The 17,958-nt window shown below is 63.0% G+C and carries 14 protein-coding genes; 4 read left to right on the top strand and 10 right to left on the bottom strand.

All coding sequences use genetic code 11. From position 1 onward, the window contains the following. Positions 1-11: 11 nt before the first annotated feature. Positions 12-575, bottom strand: coding sequence for a cysteine hydrolase family protein (locus C4J88_RS24075; RefSeq protein WP_124408309.1), 564 nt, complete (start codon positions 573-575; stop codon positions 12-14). Between the two features lie 249 nt (positions 576-824). Between C4J88_RS24075 and C4J88_RS24070 the strand changes: the two genes are divergently transcribed. After that, complete coding sequence (locus C4J88_RS24070) at positions 825-1,934, top strand: DUF3182 family protein (RefSeq protein ID WP_124408308.1); 1,110 nt, start codon at positions 825-827, stop codon at positions 1,932-1,934. Then, positions 1,924-2,679 (top strand): S9 family peptidase, encoded by a 756-nt coding sequence (locus C4J88_RS24065; RefSeq protein ID WP_124408307.1) that lies wholly within the window; start codon positions 1,924-1,926, stop codon positions 2,677-2,679. Before C4J88_RS24070 ends, C4J88_RS24065 begins: the two co-directional genes overlap by 11 nt. Positions 2,680-2,806: 127 nt before the next feature. Here the strand turns inward: C4J88_RS24065 and C4J88_RS24060 are convergent, their stop codons facing one another. The 4 genes from C4J88_RS24060 to C4J88_RS24045 are packed head-to-tail and all read right to left on the bottom strand — an operon-like array spanning position 2,807 to position 6,708. Next, on the bottom strand, positions 2,807-3,760 hold the full coding sequence (locus C4J88_RS24060; protein ID WP_124372020.1) for a lysylphosphatidylglycerol synthase domain-containing protein: 954 nt from the start codon (positions 3,758-3,760) through the stop codon (positions 2,807-2,809). Continuing rightward, on the bottom strand, positions 3,750-5,012 hold the full coding sequence (gene clsB, locus C4J88_RS24055; protein ID WP_124408306.1) for a cardiolipin synthase ClsB: 1,263 nt from the start codon (positions 5,010-5,012) through the stop codon (positions 3,750-3,752). The genes C4J88_RS24060 and clsB overlap by 11 nt, the downstream gene beginning before the upstream one ends. Next, positions 5,009-5,785, bottom strand: coding sequence for an endonuclease/exonuclease/phosphatase family protein (locus C4J88_RS24050; RefSeq protein ID WP_124368523.1), 777 nt, complete (start codon positions 5,783-5,785; stop codon positions 5,009-5,011). Before C4J88_RS24050 ends, clsB begins: the two co-directional genes overlap by 4 nt. Further along, on the bottom strand, positions 5,782-6,708 hold the full coding sequence (locus C4J88_RS24045) for a DUF72 domain-containing protein (RefSeq protein WP_124408305.1): 927 nt from the start codon (positions 6,706-6,708) through the stop codon (positions 5,782-5,784). The genes C4J88_RS24050 and C4J88_RS24045 overlap by 4 nt, the downstream gene beginning before the upstream one ends. Before the next feature lie 188 nt (positions 6,709-6,896). On the opposite strand from C4J88_RS24045, the gene C4J88_RS24040 reads away from it, so the two are divergent. Continuing rightward, complete coding sequence (locus tag C4J88_RS24040) at positions 6,897-8,987, top strand: mechanosensitive ion channel family protein (protein WP_124368521.1); 2,091 nt, start codon at positions 6,897-6,899, stop codon at positions 8,985-8,987. Between the two features lie 107 nt (positions 8,988-9,094). On the opposite strand, the gene C4J88_RS24035 is transcribed toward C4J88_RS24040, so the two are convergent. Beyond that, complete coding sequence (locus C4J88_RS24035; RefSeq protein ID WP_124408304.1) at positions 9,095-13,342, bottom strand: DEAD/DEAH box helicase; 4,248 nt, start codon at positions 13,340-13,342, stop codon at positions 9,095-9,097. A 166-nt stretch (positions 13,343-13,508) separates the two neighbouring features. On the opposite strand from C4J88_RS24035, the gene C4J88_RS24030 reads away from it, so the two are divergent. Next, positions 13,509-14,393 (top strand): sugar nucleotide-binding protein, encoded by an 885-nt coding sequence (locus C4J88_RS24030; RefSeq protein ID WP_124364600.1) that lies wholly within the window; start codon positions 13,509-13,511, stop codon positions 14,391-14,393. Positions 14,394-14,519: 126 nt separating this feature from the next. Here C4J88_RS24030 and C4J88_RS24025 read toward each other — a convergent pair whose 3' ends face one another. The 4 genes from C4J88_RS24025 to C4J88_RS24010 form a co-directional block, all read right to left on the bottom strand. After that, complete coding sequence (locus C4J88_RS24025) at positions 14,520-15,218, bottom strand: OmpW family protein (protein WP_124368519.1); 699 nt, start codon at positions 15,216-15,218, stop codon at positions 14,520-14,522. Positions 15,219-15,442: 224 nt separating this feature from the next. Next, positions 15,443-15,964 (bottom strand): DUF3299 domain-containing protein, encoded by a 522-nt coding sequence (locus C4J88_RS24020; protein WP_124408303.1) that lies wholly within the window; start codon positions 15,962-15,964, stop codon positions 15,443-15,445. An 11-nt stretch (positions 15,965-15,975) separates the two neighbouring features. Next, the gene (locus tag C4J88_RS24015) at positions 15,976-17,241 is read right to left on the bottom strand and encodes an ABC transporter permease (protein ID WP_124408302.1); all 1,266 of its coding nucleotides are present in this window, start codon (positions 17,239-17,241) and stop codon (positions 15,976-15,978) included. Position 17,242: 1 nt separating this feature from the next. Then, positions 17,243-17,953, bottom strand: a complete 711-nt coding sequence (locus C4J88_RS24010) for an ABC transporter ATP-binding protein (protein ID WP_124408301.1) — start codon at positions 17,951-17,953, stop codon at positions 17,243-17,245. Between the last annotated feature and the right edge of the window lie 5 nt (positions 17,954-17,958).

The raw sequence follows: 17,958 nt of genomic DNA, 5'->3' as shown, positions 1-17,958 counted from the left end.
CTCAGCGGCGGTCAAGCCACCGCCGCTTGGGCCTTCAGATAGTCATTTGTCGACACCACGCCCGCATACCCGAAGGCCAGCGACGCCATGTATGCGCCATGCACTTGCGCGGCGGGAATCACCTGCCCATTGAATTCCTGGTCGCGGGTCGCGCACGCATCGTGGATCACCGTGACCTTGTAGCCCAAGTCCGCTGCTGCCCGCACCACCGCATCGATGCACATATGGCTCATGCTGCCGGCCACAACTACGTCGGTGATGCTGCGCTGTTCCAGCAACTCGCGCAGGTTGGTCTGGCGAAAAGCATTCACAAAATGCTTGAGCACCACCGGCTCATTGCCCTGGTTCAGCACTTTGGCATGCAGATGAGCACCTTCTGAGCCCGGCGTGAAGAACGGCGCGTCATCGCCTTCGAACTCGTGACGTACGTGAATCACGGCATCCCCGGCCTGGCGAAAGGCCTGCAGCACTCGCGCAGCGTTGTCCGCGGCGGCCTCCACACCATCAAGCGGCCACTTGCCCTGGGGGAAGTAGTCGTTCTGGATATCGATCAGGATGAGTGCTTGCTTGGCCATGTGGATTGCCTCGTGATGGGTTGATAGGCCCAGTATCTTAGCTGGCGCCGTCGCCGGATATCGGGTGCGATGCATGTGAATCGTGCAGAACGCCGCGTACCCGCAGCCGCGTCGTGCAGAATGGCGCAGGCTAACTGCTATTGCGTTTGCCCCAACTGATTGATTTTCAAACGATCCTCCTCGGCCAGATCTTGGCCTGATCCCTGCTACGCTTCCCCTACACACATGGCCGAATGCCAAGGGGGACGCATGACCCCAATTTCACCGAAAAAATGGGTAGTCGCTCACTCGACACGCGCTGGTGCACCCCAGCATGAAGTCGATACCAATCGCGCCCTGGCGCGCTGGCTGGCGCAGATACTGGGGCTCAAGTTCGGCGGCAGCTACGATCCACAGCAGCACGCTGGCCGCGACCTCTACCTGCTTCCCACACAAACTCTGGTGGGGGCGGCCCAAGCCCGCGCGCTCAATATCAACGGCCCGCAAGACCTGTGGGGCGGTTATGTCGATCACGGGTTCATCTGCACCAAAGCCATCAGTCATGGCTTGCTGGGCCCTGAAGCCAAGGCGCCGGAGGGCTGGTCGCCGTTGTTCAGTGAGCGAGTGCGCGGCGTGGTGCTCGATGGCTTGAGTGTCTTCGCTGTGGAGGATGCACGGCCGGCCGCCACGCGCTTGCTCTACAGCGGGCCGATTCGCTTGAAACCCGTGAACGCCTGCGCTGGGCGCGGCCAGCAAGTCATTCGCAGCCTCGACGAATTCGACGCCCTGTTAGCGCGTCCCGAAGCGGCGGGGATGTTCGACGATGGCGTGGTGCTGGAACAAGACCTGCACGACGTGGTCACTCACAGTGTAGGCCAGAGCTTTATTGGCGATCAGGTGCTGAGCTACTGCGGCGAGCAATACCTGACCCAGGACGGGCAGGGGGAAGACGTCTACGGCGGCTCCAGATTGCTGGTGGTGCCCGGTGGCTACGACGATTTGCTCAGGCTGGACCTGCCCGACGATGTACGTGAAGCCGTGAGGCAAGCGCAGGTCTTCGACAGAGCTGCCGACGAAGCCTACCCGGGCTTCTACGCCTCGCGGCGCAACTACGACATCGCCCACGGCCTGGACAGCGACGGCCAGCGCCGCAGTGGCGTGCTCGAGCAATCCTGGCGCATGGGCGGGGCCAGCAGCGCGGAAGTCGCGGCGCTGCAGAGCTTTATCAACAACCCGAGCCTTACGGCCATCCGAGTGGCCTCGGTGGAAACCTACGTGGACCAGGCGCTGCCGGCGGATGCCATCGAGGTGTACCGAGGCCCGGCTGAAAACAGCGATTTTTTACTCAAATACGTGACGGTTGAGGCTTATGACGGCTAGAAGCGAGAGCATTGCGATCGATATAGACGACGAACAGATGAGTGGGACCTTCCTGAGCCCCAAATCCAAAGTGCCGGGCGTTTTGTTCGTGCATGGCTGGGGCGGGAGCCAGGAACGCGACCTGGAACGGGCCAAAGGCATCGCGGGGCTCGGTTGTGTGTGTCTGACCTTCGACCTGCGCGGCCACGCCGGCACCGGGATCCCGCTGTCCCGCGTGACCCGTGAAGATAACCTGCGCGACCTGCTGGCCGCCTATGACCGCCTGCTGTCCCACCCGGCGATCGACACCTCGGCGGTGGCGGTGGTGGGCACCAGCTACGGCGGCTACCTGGCCGCCATCCTTACCTCATTGCGCCCGGTGCGCTGGCTGGCGTTGCGTGTGCCGGCGCTGTACCGCGACCAGGAATGGCTCAAGCCCAAGCGTGACCTGGATAAAGCCGACCTGATGGACTACCGCAGCACCCTTGTGCACGCCGAAACCAACCGCGCCTTGCACGCCTGCGCACAATTTACCGGCGATGTGCTGATTGTCGAATCGGAAACCGACGACCATGTGCCCCATGCCACCATCATGAGTTACCGCGCGGCGTGCCAGCAGACCCATTCCCTGACCCACCGCATCATCGACGGCGCCGACCATTCATTGAGCGACCCAGTGTCACAACAGGCCTACACCTCGATCCTGGTGGACTGGATCACCGAGATGGTAGTGGGCGAACGGTTGAGCATCATTCAGTCGCAATAGCGATGCTCGATGATCGCTCCCACGCTCCGCGTGGGAATGCCTCCTGGGACGCTCCGCGTCCCGCAGATGACGCAGAGCGTCACGGGCTGCGTGCCCACGCGGAGCGTGGGGACGATCATCACAGGTATCAAGCTGTCTTCTTGACCCGCAACGCCTTGGCCTTCGCTTCCACACCCAAATACATCACCAGTGCGATCAACAGCGGGCAAATAAAATAGATCGCCCGATAAGCAATCAACCCGGCCAGCAAACTCCCGCGTGACGCTTCATGCTGCAACAGCCCAATGAATACCGCTTCGAGCACGCCAAGCCCCGCCGGAATATGCGTAAGCACCCCGGCAATCGCGCTGATCAGCAGCACCCCTAGCACCAGCGGATAGTCCAGTTTCGACGGCAACAGTGTGAAAATCACCGCCGCCATCAGCGCCCAGTTCAACGCGCCCAGCATCAATTGCAAACACGCCATGCGCAGCGACGGCAGGTTGATTTCCATGCCGCGAATCGTCCACGCGCGTTTTTTCGAAAACCGGCAGGCGGCCAGGTAGCCCAGGCTGGCCAGTACCAGCAGTGCGCCGATGCCTTGCAAGGCCGTGGTGCTGACCTTCCAGCCCGGCGGCATGGTGACCAGGCCGCTGCTGAAAATCACCCCCGAGATCGCCATATAGCCGAACCAGTTGGTCGCCAGGCTCAGCCCCAGGATCTTGGCGATATTGCTGGTGCTCACCCCCAGCCGCGAGTACAGGCGATAACGCATCGCGATGCCACCCACCCATGCACTCAGGTTGAGGTTGAACGCGTAGCTGATGATGCCCACCGGCAGGATCTGCTTCCAGCGCAACGGCTGGCGAATGTAGGTGCGGCCGATCAGGTCGAAGCAGGCGTAGACGATAAAGCTGCACACTGTCAGCGCGCTGGCGATCAGCAAGGTGCGCACTTTGAATTCGCTCAGGGTCTGCAGCACTTCGCTCCAGTCGATGCGCCGGGCAAGCAGGGTGAACAGCACGATCAGCAGCAGGAAGAATGCAATGGTCAGGGGTTTCTTCCAGCGCTGGAACCGTGAGCCGTGTTTTTCAGACGTCATGGGCCGGACTCTCGATGGGTTTTAAACGCGGCTTGTGCGCCGGCAGCCAGCCGGTCAGGACGGGGAAGTGGCGCATTACATGAAACACCAGGAAACCCACAGTCAGGCGCCACAACCACAAGCGTGGTTTGCGTTTTTCCGGCATGGTCTGGCAGTGGTTTCTGGCGAGTGCCTCCAGGCTCTCGTACAACTGCTGATTGAAGGCCCGATCCCGAATCAGCACATTGGCTTCCAGGTTCAGTGCCAGGCTCAACGGGTCCAGGTTGCTTGAGCCCACGGTGCTCCAGTCATCGTCCACCAGGGCGACCTTGCCGTGCAGCGGGCGCTGGCAGTATTCATGAATCACCACGCCATCCTTGAGCAGATAGTCATAGAGCATGCGCGCCGCCAGCTTGGCGAGCAGCACATCCGGCTGGCCCTGCATGATCAGTTGGACGTGCACGCCACGGCGCGCGGCGTTGCGGATTTCGCGCAGCAGGCGGTAGCCGGGGAAGAAATACGCGTTGGCGATCACGGCGCGTGTACGGGCTTTGCTCAGGGCGTGGATATAGGCTTCTTCGATGTCATCGCGATGCTGCACGTTGTCGCGATAAATCAAGCGCACCAGGCCGTCTTCCTCAGACGTGGCCCACGGCGCAGGACGTTGCGGGCGCCGCCGCCAGCCACGCCGTGTGCGCACCTGACGACCACTTTGCGCCAGGGCGAAGTGGTGCAGGTCGGCTACCGCCGGGCCGACGATTTGCACCGCATAATCTTGCTTGGCTTCAGGGCCGAAGTCGCCCAGGTGGTCGGCGGAAAAGTTGATGCCGCCGATGAAGGCCACAGCGGCATCCACCACCACGATTTTGCGGTGCAGGCGGCGAAACCAGTTGGTGCGAATGCCCAGCGTTTTCGAGGCCGGATCGAACATCTGCACCGCCACCCCGGCCTCGGCCAGCTCGCGCAAAAACGAAACACTCAATTCGCCGCAACCAAAGCCATCAAGGCTGGCAACCACCGTTACCCCGCGCTGCGCCGCCTCGATCAAGATGTCTTTGAGCTCAAAGCCGACCTTGTCTTCGAAGAGGATAAACGTCTCCAGCAGAATCTCGCGCTGCGCCGCGCGCATGGCCTCGAACACCTTGGGGAAGTAGGCCTCGCCATTCTCCAGCAGTTCGATTTGATTGCCACTCTGCCAGCCGTAATCCAGGTCACGGGCCTTGGCGTCATCCGGCGGCTGATCAGTGGCGATATGTTCTACAGCAATGTTCATAGCTCAATCTCCACCGACAGCGGCACATGGTCCGAGAGGTGCGACCAGGGGCGCGTGGTCAGCACGCGGGGGTTATGCACAGTCAGATTGCGCACGTAAATGCGGTCCAGCGGCAGCAGCGGCAGGCGCGCCGGAAACGTGCGCGCAGGTTTGCCCAGGGTTTCGGCGAAGACCTCCTTGAGGCCGCTTTGGCTGAGGTCGGCGCGCTGGCGCCAGTCGTTGAAATCGCCGGCGACCACCAGCGGCGCGTCAGCCGGAATCTCGCTGATGCGCTGTTCCAGTAAGCGCAATTGCTGCTGGCGATGCACCTCTCGCAAGCCCAGGTGGATGCAGATCGCATGCACCTGCTGCCCGCTGCCCGGCAGGCGCAGGACGCAATGCAGCAGGCCACGGTTTTCATGGCCGCTTTGGGAGATGTCGAGGTTGTCGTGACGGATGATCTGGAATTTCGACAGCAACGCGTTGCCGTGGTCGCCGTGGGGGTAGACCGCGTTGCGCCCGTAGGCGAACTGCGGCCAGATGCTGTCGGCGAGGAACTCGTACTGCGGCATCTTCGGCCAGTCGCTGTAGCGCTGGGGATGGCGCTCGTGGGTGCCGTGGATTTCCTGAAGGAACACCATGTCGGCGCCGACGCTGCGCACCGCTTCGCGCAGTTCGGGCAGGATGAAGCGTCGATTCAAGGCGGTGAAGCCCTTGTGAATATTGACCGTCAGCACGGTAAAGCGCGTGATGGCAGTGGTGGGCGTGGTGGGGATCAACTCAGGCTGGGTCATGCCAGCACCCCCGGCTCGGGCAGTCGTCCGGGCTCGGTCAGCAGCTGTTTATCCAGCCCGAAGCGCTGCAACAGTTGGCGGGCATCGTACGGTGCGCGCACCTTGATGTCGTTGTCGAAAAAGCAGAACACGTCCCGCTGTTTGCGGGCGCGTGGCTTGTGTTTCGGGTCGATCAGATGCGCATCCGTGGGCTGTTTGCCGTGACGCCAGCGCTCGATGCGGTCGCCCCAGCGCTTGAGGGCTTCGTCGGTATAGCCGCTGGCGTACAACTGTTTGTCGCCATGCAAACGCAGGTACATGAAGTTGGCAGTAACGTCTTCGGCATACGGCCACTTGCCGGCGGTGTCCGCTACCACCAGGGCCACGCCGTACTTATCCAACAGCTGCACGAACTCAGGCACCGCAAAACTTGCGTGACGAATTTCCACGGCATGGCGCATGGGCCGCTTGCCGTAGGCTTTCATGCTCGCCTTGCCATTCAGGCGCGGCTCATGTTGATGGGCGAGGGCGGCCGCCTGCTGGGTGTCGGTGGGCAGTTCGGCGAGGAAGACTTCGAACAGGGGCGGGTCGAACTTGAAGCTGGGCGGGAACTGCCAAAGGATCGGCCCAAGCTTTTCTTTCAACTCCAGTACCCCGGAGGCGAAGAAATTCGCCATGGGCTTGTGCACATCCCGCAGGCGCAGGATGTGCGTGATATAGCGTGGGGCCTTGACGCTGAACAGGAAGCCTTCAGGCGTGTCGGCATACCATTCGGCGTAGCGCTTGGGCGTTTGCAGCGCATAGAACGAACCGTTGATTTCGATGCCGTTGACGGCGCGTGACGCAAACTGCAACTCGCGTTTCTGGGTCAAGCCTTCGGGGTAGAAATCGCCCCGCCAGGGCGTGTAGCGCCAGCCGGAAATGCCGATATGAATCGCCGCCATGCTTACTCCCATTGAGGTAGGGTCGATTGCCCTGCGTGTTGGGATGACTGTGAGTTTTGACCGAAAGTTTCCACATTCCTACAAACGGTCGAGCGTCCAAAGGTAGGAAGCCGTGGTGGTGAATCAGGGGAACGATCACGGCTCAAACCCGTCAGTTCCTAACAGACCCTCTGAAGGAGCCCGGTGTTTTGCTGAATTTCAAGACTGCATTACTGCTCGGCGCGCTGCTGTTCTGCGGCAATGGCGCACTGTATGCCGCAGCCACCGCGCCTGAGCCCGAAGCCCCGGCCAAGCCGGAATTGCTGGTGGAAGGCGGCCTGCTCGGGGCCATCAGCTCCAGCATCGATGATGTGCAGCAGAAGCTGGACCTCAACCAGAATTTCATCGACGAATGGCGCCTGCGCGCCGACCGCGCCGCCAACGAAGTAGGGCGGCTGGTCAACCAGACGGCCGCGCGCTCGCCGTGGAGCGTGGCCGGGGATTTCCTGTTGCTTTCGGCGGTGTGGATCGGCGCCTTTGCGCTGCTGACCCTGCTGGGGCGCCTGATCGTCCGGCGCTTGAGCCAGCGGGTGTTTTTCCAGCGCCGGGCGCGCCTGCTGGCGGTGCTGGGGTACGTGGTGCCTTACACCATCCCGGCGGTTATCTGCCTGCCATTGACGCTGTCTGTCAGCCACTTTCTAGTCAACTCCGTGGGCCGGGCGCTGGCGCTGTGTTTTGCCTATGCCACCAGTAGCGGCATCTTTTCCACCTCAATGCTGCTGTGCGTCATTGTTATGTTCAACCTCGGCCACAAGCGCCCGGCGGTGCAGATCATTCGCGACTACTGCCCCAAACCGCTGTTTCTGATCGGCTTCCTCGCGGCCCTCAGCGATGCGCTGACCAGCCCGCAGATCGCCCGCCAGTTCGGCGGCAATATCACCAGCAGCATCGCAGTGTTTACCGGCCTGTTCGCCACGCTGATCTTCGGCGTGCTGGTGGTGCGCCTGCGGCGTCCGGTGGCGCATCTGATTCGTAATCGGCCGCTGGCCCAGCGCCTCAAGCACCCGGCGTTGCAACAGTCATTGCGAGTATTTTCCGGGCTTTGGTATTGGCCGATTCTGCTGATGGTGCTGGTCTCGGCGATCAACCTGATCGGTGCCGGCGACGACAACCAAAAGGCCCTGCGCTGTGCCTTGTTCACCACGATCCTGCTGATCGGCACCGTGTTCCTCAGCACCGTGCTGCAACACCTGTTCAAGTCGCGCAGCCAGGTGGCGATCCAGCGCAGCAGCGCCTACAAGGAGCGCTTCCTCAGCCTGTTGCACGCGATATTGCGCATTGTCATGGCCATCGCCTTTATTGAAATCCTCGGGCGGATCTGGGGCGTGTCGTTGTTCGAGTTTGCCCAGCGCAACTCGGTGGGCCGGGCGATCAGCGACTCCCTCAGCAGCATCGGCCTGATCCTGCTGATGACCTGGCTGTTCTGGGTGGTGCTCGATACCGCGATTCAGGAAGCGCTCAAACCCCCGGTGAACAAGCGCTCCAGCCGCCAGCCCAGCACCCGCGTGAAAACCATCCTGCCGCTGCTGCGTAACGCGGTGAAGATTATCCTCGTGGTGATTTGTGCGATCACCACCATGGCCAACCTGGGCATCAACGTCGCGCCGCTGCTGGCGGGTGCCGGTGTGGTCGGCCTGGCCATCGGTTTCGGCTCGCAGCAATTGGTGCAGGACGTGATCACCGGCCTGTTCATCATCATCGAAGACACCTTGTCGATCGGCGACTGGGTGGTGCTCGACTCCGGCCATGCCGGCACCGTCGAGGGCCTGACCATCCGCACCCTGCGCCTGCGCGACGGCAAGGGTTTCGTGCATTCGGTGCCGTTCGGGCAGATCAAGGCCGTCACCAACCAGTCGCGGCAGTTCGCTTATGCGTTCTTCTCGGTGCAGTTCACCTACGACACCGACGTGGACAAAGCCGTGGAGCTGATCCGCGAGGCCGGGCAGTCGATTCGCGACGATGTGTTCCTCAAGTACAACCTGCAAGGGCCGTTGGAGGTGTTTGGGGTCGACAAGATGGACCTCAACGGCGTGGTGCTGACGGCGCAGTTCCGTACCGTGTCGGGTGGGCAATATGCGGTGAGCCGTGCGTTTAACCAGCGTCTGAAAAAGCTTGTGGATAACTGCGATGAGGTGCATTTCGCGCAGACTTATCCACAGCAGGTGTTGTTGCCCAAGCGCACTGCCCAAGTGGATGAGACTGAGGCGGTGATGCTGACCGAGCAGCCTCGCTCGCAATAATTGTGTTGCTTTAGCTGAAGCCATCGGGGGCAAGCCCCCTCCCACATTTTGATCTGTGAACGCAATCAACTGTGGGAGGGGGCTTGCTCCCGATGAGGCCCTCAAACTCAATGCCGGATCAACTTCTCCTGCACCGTCTGCTGATCCACCTCCGACAAAATCTGCTGCTTACCGCCCACCATCACCGCCGCCGGCACCCCATCCCGATACACAATCCGATTGCCACTCACCGCCGGCACCTTGTTGCCTGGTAACAGCGTACCCACCAGATTCAACGGATCCGCCCCGCACACGGCAATCAAGCTACCGTCGTGAGGGCGCCGCCGTACTTCGCGCAGCGACGGGATAGCCTCCGGCAATGCAAACTGCTCACCCGCCAACCCGCTGACAAACCGCCCACCGCGAATTTCGCCCCGGGCCTCCAGCCGATGGAAAGTGCGCAGTAATTCGCGCCAGCTCGGCAGCCAGTCCGCCTCGCGCTCCAGCAAGCGCCAGAACACCACGCCATAGCGGCGCAGCAGGGTCATCGCCACATGCTCCAGCGTCTCGGCCGAATGCGCACCGGCGTCGCTCGGCGCGCGGCGGATCAAGGCCCAGCGCCCGGCGTCGTCCATACCGCCGATAAACGCGCCGCGCCCCCGCCGGCTGCTGCGCGCCTGGCGTTTACTGGCGGGCGTGGTCAGGGCGCGCAGCCCGGCGAAGCTGTCGGCATTGACCAAGCCCGCGCCGACCAACTCCTGCAACGCGGTTTCCAGCTCGCTGCGCAGCAGATGGGCTTCGTGCGCCAGCTCATCGAAAAACAACGCGCCCTGTTCGCGCAGGGCCAAATGCACTTTTTGCGCCTTGGGCGACAACGTCGTGCTGTCCGTCTGTTCGGTCAGCCCGCTCCACAGCGGCACCTGGCTGCGCGGCAACAGCACGATTGGCGTGCTGCGCAAGGCCATGGCGCTGGCCTTGTGGCTCAGGCGCGTCCACACCAGCTTGCCGCTGCGGCACAAGTCGTCGAGCCAGGTTGACGAGTAGTCCTTGATCCGCGCGCTGAGCAGGTCGCTGTCCCACGCCGAGGTGGCGGCGGCATAGCCTTCGAACTGGCCGACGATTTGCGGCAACACCGCGCTGCCTTGGCCACGCGCGTGGTCGGACAGGTGCTGCCAGTCGAACAGAAAACGCATGAAATCCTGCAGCGCCACCGGTTCGATTTCCCGGCGCAGGCGCTTGACCGTGTAGCGATGAATACGCGCCAGCAGGTGTCGTTCGCACCATTGCTCCTCAACGGCGCCGGGGCTGAAGTGCCCGCGCAGCACATAGCCTTCCTGCTCCAGCCGCGCCAATGCCTGGGCCACGGTGGCGGCGGGCAACACCAGCGGCGCGGCAATCTCGGGCAGCGTCAACGGGCCGAAACCGCCCAGGCGTGCGCGCAGCACTTCTACCAACGCCTCATCGAATGTCCACGGCTCATCGAAACCGGGCAGCAGCGCCAGGGTGTGCGGGTAAATCGCCTGCAAACAGCTCAAGCGTTCCACGGCCACCCACAGGCCGTTGGGCAGCGGGTAAGCGCGTCCGGCCTCGGTCAATGCTTGCAGCCACTCGGCCCACTGCGGCGTGACTTCCTGGCTTGCAATGCAGGCCAGGCTCATCAGCGCTTCGTGCATTTCATCCGGCCCCTGGGGCGCCGGCCAGGCCTCTTCGCGTACGCCGGCGATGGCCTCGGCATCCAGTGCGCCGAGGTCGTCGGTACTTTGCGGGTCGCTCCAGCGGCGGTTGAGCACGGCCTGGGTGCGGCGTTCTTCCAGCGGCGCGTCATCGAGGAAGGTGTAGGGGCGCGCGCTGAGAATCTCGGCGGCCATCGGCGAAGGCGCGGGCAGGTCGCGGCTGACCATGCGAATGTCGCCCGCTTCCATGCGCCGCAGCAGGGCCAGCCAGCCATCGCTGTCCATGGCTTCGTGCAGGCAGTCGTCGAGGGTTTGTTCCACCAGCGGATGGTCGGGCACTTCGCGTTCGCCGGCGAGGTTTTCCAGGCAGGCAATCTGATCGGGAAACACACTGGCGATCAGGTCTTCGCTTTTCATGCGCTGGATCTGCGGCGCTACCTTGCGCCCGCCGGTATAGCGCGGCAACGCCAGCGCCACGCCGGCGTTCCAGCGCCAGCGCACACCGAACAGCGGTGCATCCAGCACCGCCTGGATCAGCAGGTGTTCAGCGCTATTGCTGTTGAGGTAACGCCACACTTCATCGAGGGCGAAGCTGTGGCTGGTGGACAGCGACAGCACGATCGCATTTTCGCTGGCCGCCGCTTGCAGCTCGAAGTTGAAGGTGCGGCAAAAGCGCTTGCGCAGGGCCAGGCCCCAGGCGCGGTTGATGCGGCTGCCAAACGGCGTGTGGATGATCAACTGGGTGCCGCCGGACTCGTCGAAAAACCGCTCCATGATCAACGTGTCCTGGGATGGCAACGCGCTGAGGGCCAGGCGTGCGCGGGCCAGGTAATCCAGTATCTGTTCGGCGCTGGCGCGGTTCAAACCCAGCGTACCAGTGAGCCAGGCCTGCGCCGGGAGCAGGTCGCCGGGGCTGGCGCTGAGCAGCTGATCCAGCTGCCCCTGCAAACGGGCGACCGCCGCCGACAACTCATTGCTGCGCCCCGGCGCTTCACCCAGCCAGAACGGAATGGTCGGCGGCTGGCCGTGGGCGTCCTCGACTCGCACCTTGCCGGCCTCTACCCGCAGGATGCGGTACGACGTATTGCCCAACTGGAAAATATCGCCAGCGATGCTTTCCACCGCGAAGTCTTCGTTGACGCTGCCGATGTTCAGGCTCTGGGGCTCCAGCAGCACGCTGTAGTCGGCGTTGTCGGGGATGGTACCGCCGCTGGTCACCGCCGTGAGCCGGGCACCACGGCGGCCGCGCAGGGTATGGGTCACGGCGTCACGGTGCAGATAAGCGCTGCGGATACCCTGGCGTCCGTTGTAGCCATCGGCCAGCATGCGCAACAGCGCCTGGTAGTGGCGCTCATCCAACTCGGCATACGGCGCGGCGCGGCGGATAAGCGTCAGCAGGGCTGCTTCCGACCATTCACGGGCGCTGACCTCGGCGATGATCTGCTGGGCCAGCACGTCCAGTGGCGCCACGGGGATGTGCAAGGTGTCGAGTTCGCCACGGCGTACGCAGTCGAGGAGAGCGGCGCATTCGATCAGGTCGTCGCGGGTAGTGGCAAACAGGCGGCCCTTGGGTGTGCCGCCGACCTGATGCCCGGAGCGACCGACCCGTTGCAGAAAACCGTTGATCGAGCCGGGCGAGCCGATCTGGCAGACCAGGTCCACATCGCCGATATCAATCCCCAGCTCCAGGGACGCGGTAGCGATCAGCACCTGCAGCTCACCGGCCTTGAGACGTTGCTCGGCGTCCAGGCGCATTTCCTTGGCCAGGCTGCCATGGTGGGCGGCCACCGCCGTTTTGCCCAGGCGCTCGCTCAGGTGCCGCGCCAGGCGTTCGGCCAGGCGTCGCGTGTTGACGAAAATCAGGGTGGTGCGGTGGTCACGGGCCAGTTCGGCGAGACGGTTATAGACCAGTTCCCACACATCATTGGCCATCACTGCCGAGAGCGGCACCGGTGGCACCTCGATATCCAGGTCGCGCGGGCGGGCGTGGCCGATGTCGACGATGGCGCATTCGCGCCCGGTGCCGACCAGAAACCGCGAGACCGCTTCGATGGGCTTTTGTGTGGCCGACAAGCCGATGCGCGTCAGCGGCTCGGCGCACAACGCCTGCAGGCGCTCCAGGCTCAGCGCCAAGTGACTGCCGCGCTTGCCGGCGGCAATCGCGTGGATTTCATCGACGATCACCGTGCGCGTGTTGGCGAGCATCTGTCGGCCCGAGTCCGAGCCGAGCAGCACATACAGCGATTCCGGGGTGGTGACCAGGATATGCGGCGCGCGCTTGCGCATCTGGGCGCGCTCTTTTTGCGGGGTGTCGCCGGTGCGCACTGCGGTGCGGATCACCAACGGCGGCAGGCCTTGTTTCTCGAGGTGCTCGGTGATGCCTGCCAGTGGGTTTTGCAGATTGATCTGAATATCGTTGGAGAGTGCCTTGAGCGGCGAAACGTAGACCACCAGGGTTTCATCGGGCAATTGGCCGCCGTTGGCCAGACCCTGGTGGACCAGGTCGTCCAGCACCGCGAGAAAGGCGGTCAGGGTCTTGCCCGAACCGGTCGGCGCGGCGATCAGCGTCGAGCGGCGCTGCCGGATCAGCGGCCACGCCTGGGCCTGCGCGCCGGTCACTGAGGGGAAGGTGCTGCGGAACCAGGTACTGACGGCGGGGTGGAAGCCGTCCAATGCCTTGTCCGTTGATTCGGGAAAGTTCATGTAGTGATTGATGCCACCTGCTCCAACAAGTTGCAAACACCTACTTTGTCCGTGACGGTTGCGCTACAAACCCGCAAAATGCAACGATTCTGGAATAAACCTACGGCAAGGCTCACGCGCCTGCCGACACAACCATCGTTCCAAACAGACCGGGCCTGCTCAATCTATGCGAATGCGCCTTATGTTACTGGGCGGCGGGAATGCCCTCGGGCAGGCGCTGATTCGCCTCGGTGCAGAGGAAGACATCGGTTTCCTCGCCCCCAAACCGCCCCAAGACGGCTGGGATGCCGCAAGCCTCACCCAGTTGCTCGACGACACCCGTCCCGATGCGTTGATCAACCTCGCCTACTATTTCGACTGGTTCCAGGCCGAAGCGGTCAGCGAAACGCGCCTGGCTTCCCAGGAATTCGCCATCGAACGCCTGGCCGAGTTGTGCCAGCACCACAGCATTACCCTGCTGCAACCGTCCAGCTACCGCGTGTTCGACGGTTCCCGCGCCACCGCCTACAGCGAAAAAGACGAGCCGGTGCCCCTGGGCCTGCGCGGCCAGGCGTTGTGGCGTATCGAGCAGAGCGTACGCGCTACCTGTCCGCAACATGTGCTGTTGCGCTTTGGCTGGCTGCTCGATGACAGCGTCGACGGCACCCTCGGGCGCTTCCTGGCCCGGGCCGAACAGCCGGATGAATTACTGATGGCGGATGACCGTCGCGGCAACCCTACGCCGGTGGACGATGCGGCGCGGGTGATCATTTCCGTGCTCAAGCAACTCGATTGCGCAGCGCCGCTGTGGGGCACCTACCATTACGCCGGCCACGAGGCGACCACACCGCTGGCGCTGGGCCAGGCGATCCTCACCGAAGCGCGCAACTTCCACCCGCTGGCCATCGAGTCGCCGACCGCCCAGGCCCACGCGGCGCGGCCGGATGCGGCCGAAGAACCGCAACACGCGGTGCTGGCCTGCAAGAAAATCCTGCACACCTTTGGCATCAAGCCCCGGGCGTGGCGGGCGGGCTTGCCGGCGCTGCTCGACCGCTTCTACCGCCACACCTGAAAACAACACAGAACCAAATGTGGGAGGGGGCTTGCCCCCGATAGCAGAGTGTCAGTCAAAGATTTATTGACTGGTCCACCGCTATCGGGAGCAAGCCCCCTCCCACATTTTGGTTATGCGTGTTGCTTAGAACTTGTAGCCGATACCCACCATGTAAACCATCGGGTCGACGTCCACGTTGACCTTGGCCCGGGTGCCCTGGCCCAACGCGTTGTTATCCACCGTCGCCTTGGTGCTGATATCGATATAGCGCGCCTGGGCGTTGATCATCCATTTGTCGTTGATCATGTAATCGGCGCCGATCTGCGCGGCCCAGCCCCAGGAATTCTCGGCCTTGAAGTTGCTGAAACCGGCCTGCTCGGCGCGGCTGCCGACGTGCTCGTCGTAGATCCAGGTGTAATTGATACCGGCGCCCACATACGGTTGAAACGCCGACTGGTGGTCCAGCGGGTAGTACACGACGCTCAAGGTCGGCGGCAGGTGTTTCAGCGTGCCGAGCTTGCCGTTGGCGGCGCCGAGGGCGGTGTTCTTGATTTTCACGTCATGCTCGAACGGCGTGGCGGCCAGCAGTTCGATACCGACGTGATCGGTGAGCATGTAGGCGAAGTTCAAGCCCAGTTGGGTGTCGCTGCTCATGGTCGCCTTGCCGCCCAGGTTGGTGCCCGCCAATGGGCCTTGGTCAACCTTGACGCTGCTGCTGTCGGCCTTCGGATTCACGGTGATTGCACCGGCGCGAATCAGGATGTCGCCCGCTTGGTGAGCGTGAGCGACAGGGGCGACGAGGGCGAGCGCGAACAGGGACGCGCCGAGCAGGGACTTGTTCATGGGAGCTCCAAAAGGACGTTAAAAGTTGTACGTCCAATGGTAAAGATCGTTCCACTCGATCTGTTGACTCAGCTCAATGAAAGGGCAACCACGCGGTAAAAACTGTGGGAGGGGGCTTGCTCCCGATGGCGGTGGGTCAGCCAATAACTCTGTTGACTGGCACTCTGCTATCGGGAGCAAGCCCCCTCCCACATTTTGATCTGCGGTGTGTTTGCAGGTAAGGGTTATTCCTCCAGCTCGTACATATAAATCTTCTCGGCATCCATCTGGTAACCGGAGTCAGCCAGTTCACTGGACGACGGCTTGACCTGCATCGCGCCTTCGATCCAGTACGGCTGGTACAGCTCATCGAGTTTCACGCCGACTTCGCTTTTCACATGCACGATCTGGTTCGACGGCGGCGGCGGAACATGGATGCACGCGCCGAAATACGGCACCAACAGGAACTCGGTGGTGCGGCCTTCTTCGCTCACCTCCAGCGGCACAATGTAGCCCGGCAGGCGAATGTGCTGGCCGTCCAGGCTCTGCACCACCGGCGCGTTGGGCAGGTCCTGCCTGGCAGCCGGCGCGGCTTCGACTGACAAGGCATCGGCCATGTTCGACAGGTCATGCAGCGGTTTCATATTGGGCACTTCCGGTGGCGCATCCGGCGGGATCATTTCCTGCCACGACAAATCCCTGGGCTGCTCCTCGGCCCAGGCAGGCAAGGCCACCAGCAGTAGCAAGGCAAACAGGGCACGACGCATCGACAGCTTCCTCATAAACGGATGGACAGGCCATCGGCCAACGACTGGCGATAGGCACGCCATGCGGGCACGCTGCCCATCAACAACGCCGCCGCCAGGATACCGGCGAGCAACGTCCATTCATATTCGCTCGGCCACGCCATCGGCAGGTCCAGACCGTAGTTGGCCTGCAAATAGCCCCGCGATGCGGCAATGCACAGGTACAGCAACCCCAGACCTGCCACCACGCCGGCCAGGGCCAGGGCGAAAGCCTCGAAGATCAGCAGCGTTGCGATATGCCACGGCCGTGCGCCCACCGAGCGCAGGATCGCCATTTCGCGGCGGCGTTCGTTGAGGCTGGTGAGGATCGCCGTGAGCATGCCGATCAAACCGGTGAGCACCACGAACAGCGAAATCACGAACAGGGCTTTTTCGGCCGTGCCCATCATGCTCCACAGCTCTTGCAGCGCCACGCCCGGCAGAATCGCCAGCATCGGCTCGCCACGGAATTCATTGATTTCCCGTTGCAGAGCGAAGGTGGAAATCTTGTTGTTCAAGCCGAGCATGAAGGCGGTGATGGCTTGCGGAGTGAGGTCCATATTGCGCGCCTGGTCGGCGCTAATACGGCCTTTGCCCTGGGCCGGCACGCCGTTGTGCCAGTCGATGTGGATCGCCTCCATGCCGCCGAGGCTGATATGCAGCGTGCGGTCCACCGGCGTGCCGGTGCGCTTGAGGATGCCGACCACGGTGAAGGGCTTGTCATCGTGCTTGACCAGGCTGACCACCGCCACGCCATGGGCCAGCACCAGCTTGTCGCCGAGCTTATAGTGCAGGGCGTCGGCCACTTCGGCACCGAGCACCACCTCGAACGGGTCGGTGGCAAAGGCGCGGCCGCTGGCCAGCTCAAGGTTTTGTTTGCGCCCGTACTGGTAATGCTCAAAGTACGATTCGTTGGTGCCCATCACCCGGTAACCGCGATGGGAATCGCCGAGGGAAATCGGGATCGCCCACTTCACCTGAGGGCTGGCGGCGAAGTGCTCGTAGCTGTCCCAGCGGATGTTATTGGTGGCGTTGCCGATGCGGAACACCGAGTACAACAGCAGGTTCACCGAGCCCGAGCGGGCACCGACGATCAGGTCGGTGCCACTGATGGTGCTGGCGAAGCTGTTGCGCGCTTCCACGCGCACGCGCTCCACCGCGAGCAACAAGCAGACGGAAAGCGCGATGGCGAAGGCGGTGAGGATCGCGGTAAAGCGGCGGTTAGCCAGGCTGGCCATGGCTAGACGAAACAGATACATCTCAAACCTCTGCGGGCGCGGCGGCGCGATTGAGTTCGGCCAGCGACAGGTTGCGGTCGAACAGCGGCGCCAGGCTTTGGTCGTGGCTGACAAACAACAGGCTGGCCCCGGCGTCGCGGCATTCGGCGAACAGCAGCTGAAGGAATGCCTCGCGCGCGTCGTAGTCGAGGGCCGAGGTGGGCTCGTCGGCGATCACCAGTTCCGGTTGGCCGATCAGCGCACGGGCGGCGGCCACCCGTTGTTGCTGGCCGATGGACAGCGAATCGGCGCGACGCTCGAGCAGGTCCGGGTCTTTCAAGCCCAGGTGTGCCAGCAAGGTCGCCGCGGCCTGGTCGACACTGCCGTGGCGCTGGATCGCCCGCTGCGCACGCAGTTTGGAGAAGTGGCACGGCAGCTCAACGTTCTCGCGCACCGACAAGAACGGCAGCAGGTTGAACTGCTGGAAGATGTAGCCGGTGTGGTCCACCCGGAACCGGTCACGGGCGCCGGCCGAGAGTTCGGTCAGCTCCTGGCCAAGCAGGCGGATACTGCCCCGGCTGGGCGTCTGTACACCGCCGAGCAGTCCGAGCAAGGTGGTTTTGCCACTGCCGCTGGGGCCCTTGAGGAACAGGGTTTCCCCCGGTTCCAGGCGGAACGCGGGGATGTCCAGCAACTGCGGGTGACCGGGCCAGTTGAAACCCAGGTCGGACAGTTGGATCAATGCATGGGTCATGTGAA

Origin of the sequence: Pseudomonas sp. R4-39-08 (assembly GCF_003852275.1) — a bacterium.
In the GTDB taxonomy this organism is placed as follows: Bacteria; Pseudomonadota; Gammaproteobacteria; order Pseudomonadales; family Pseudomonadaceae; genus Aquipseudomonas.
The sequence above is the reverse complement of the archived record's forward strand: the minus strand, read 5'-3'. Positions and strand labels throughout refer to the sequence as shown.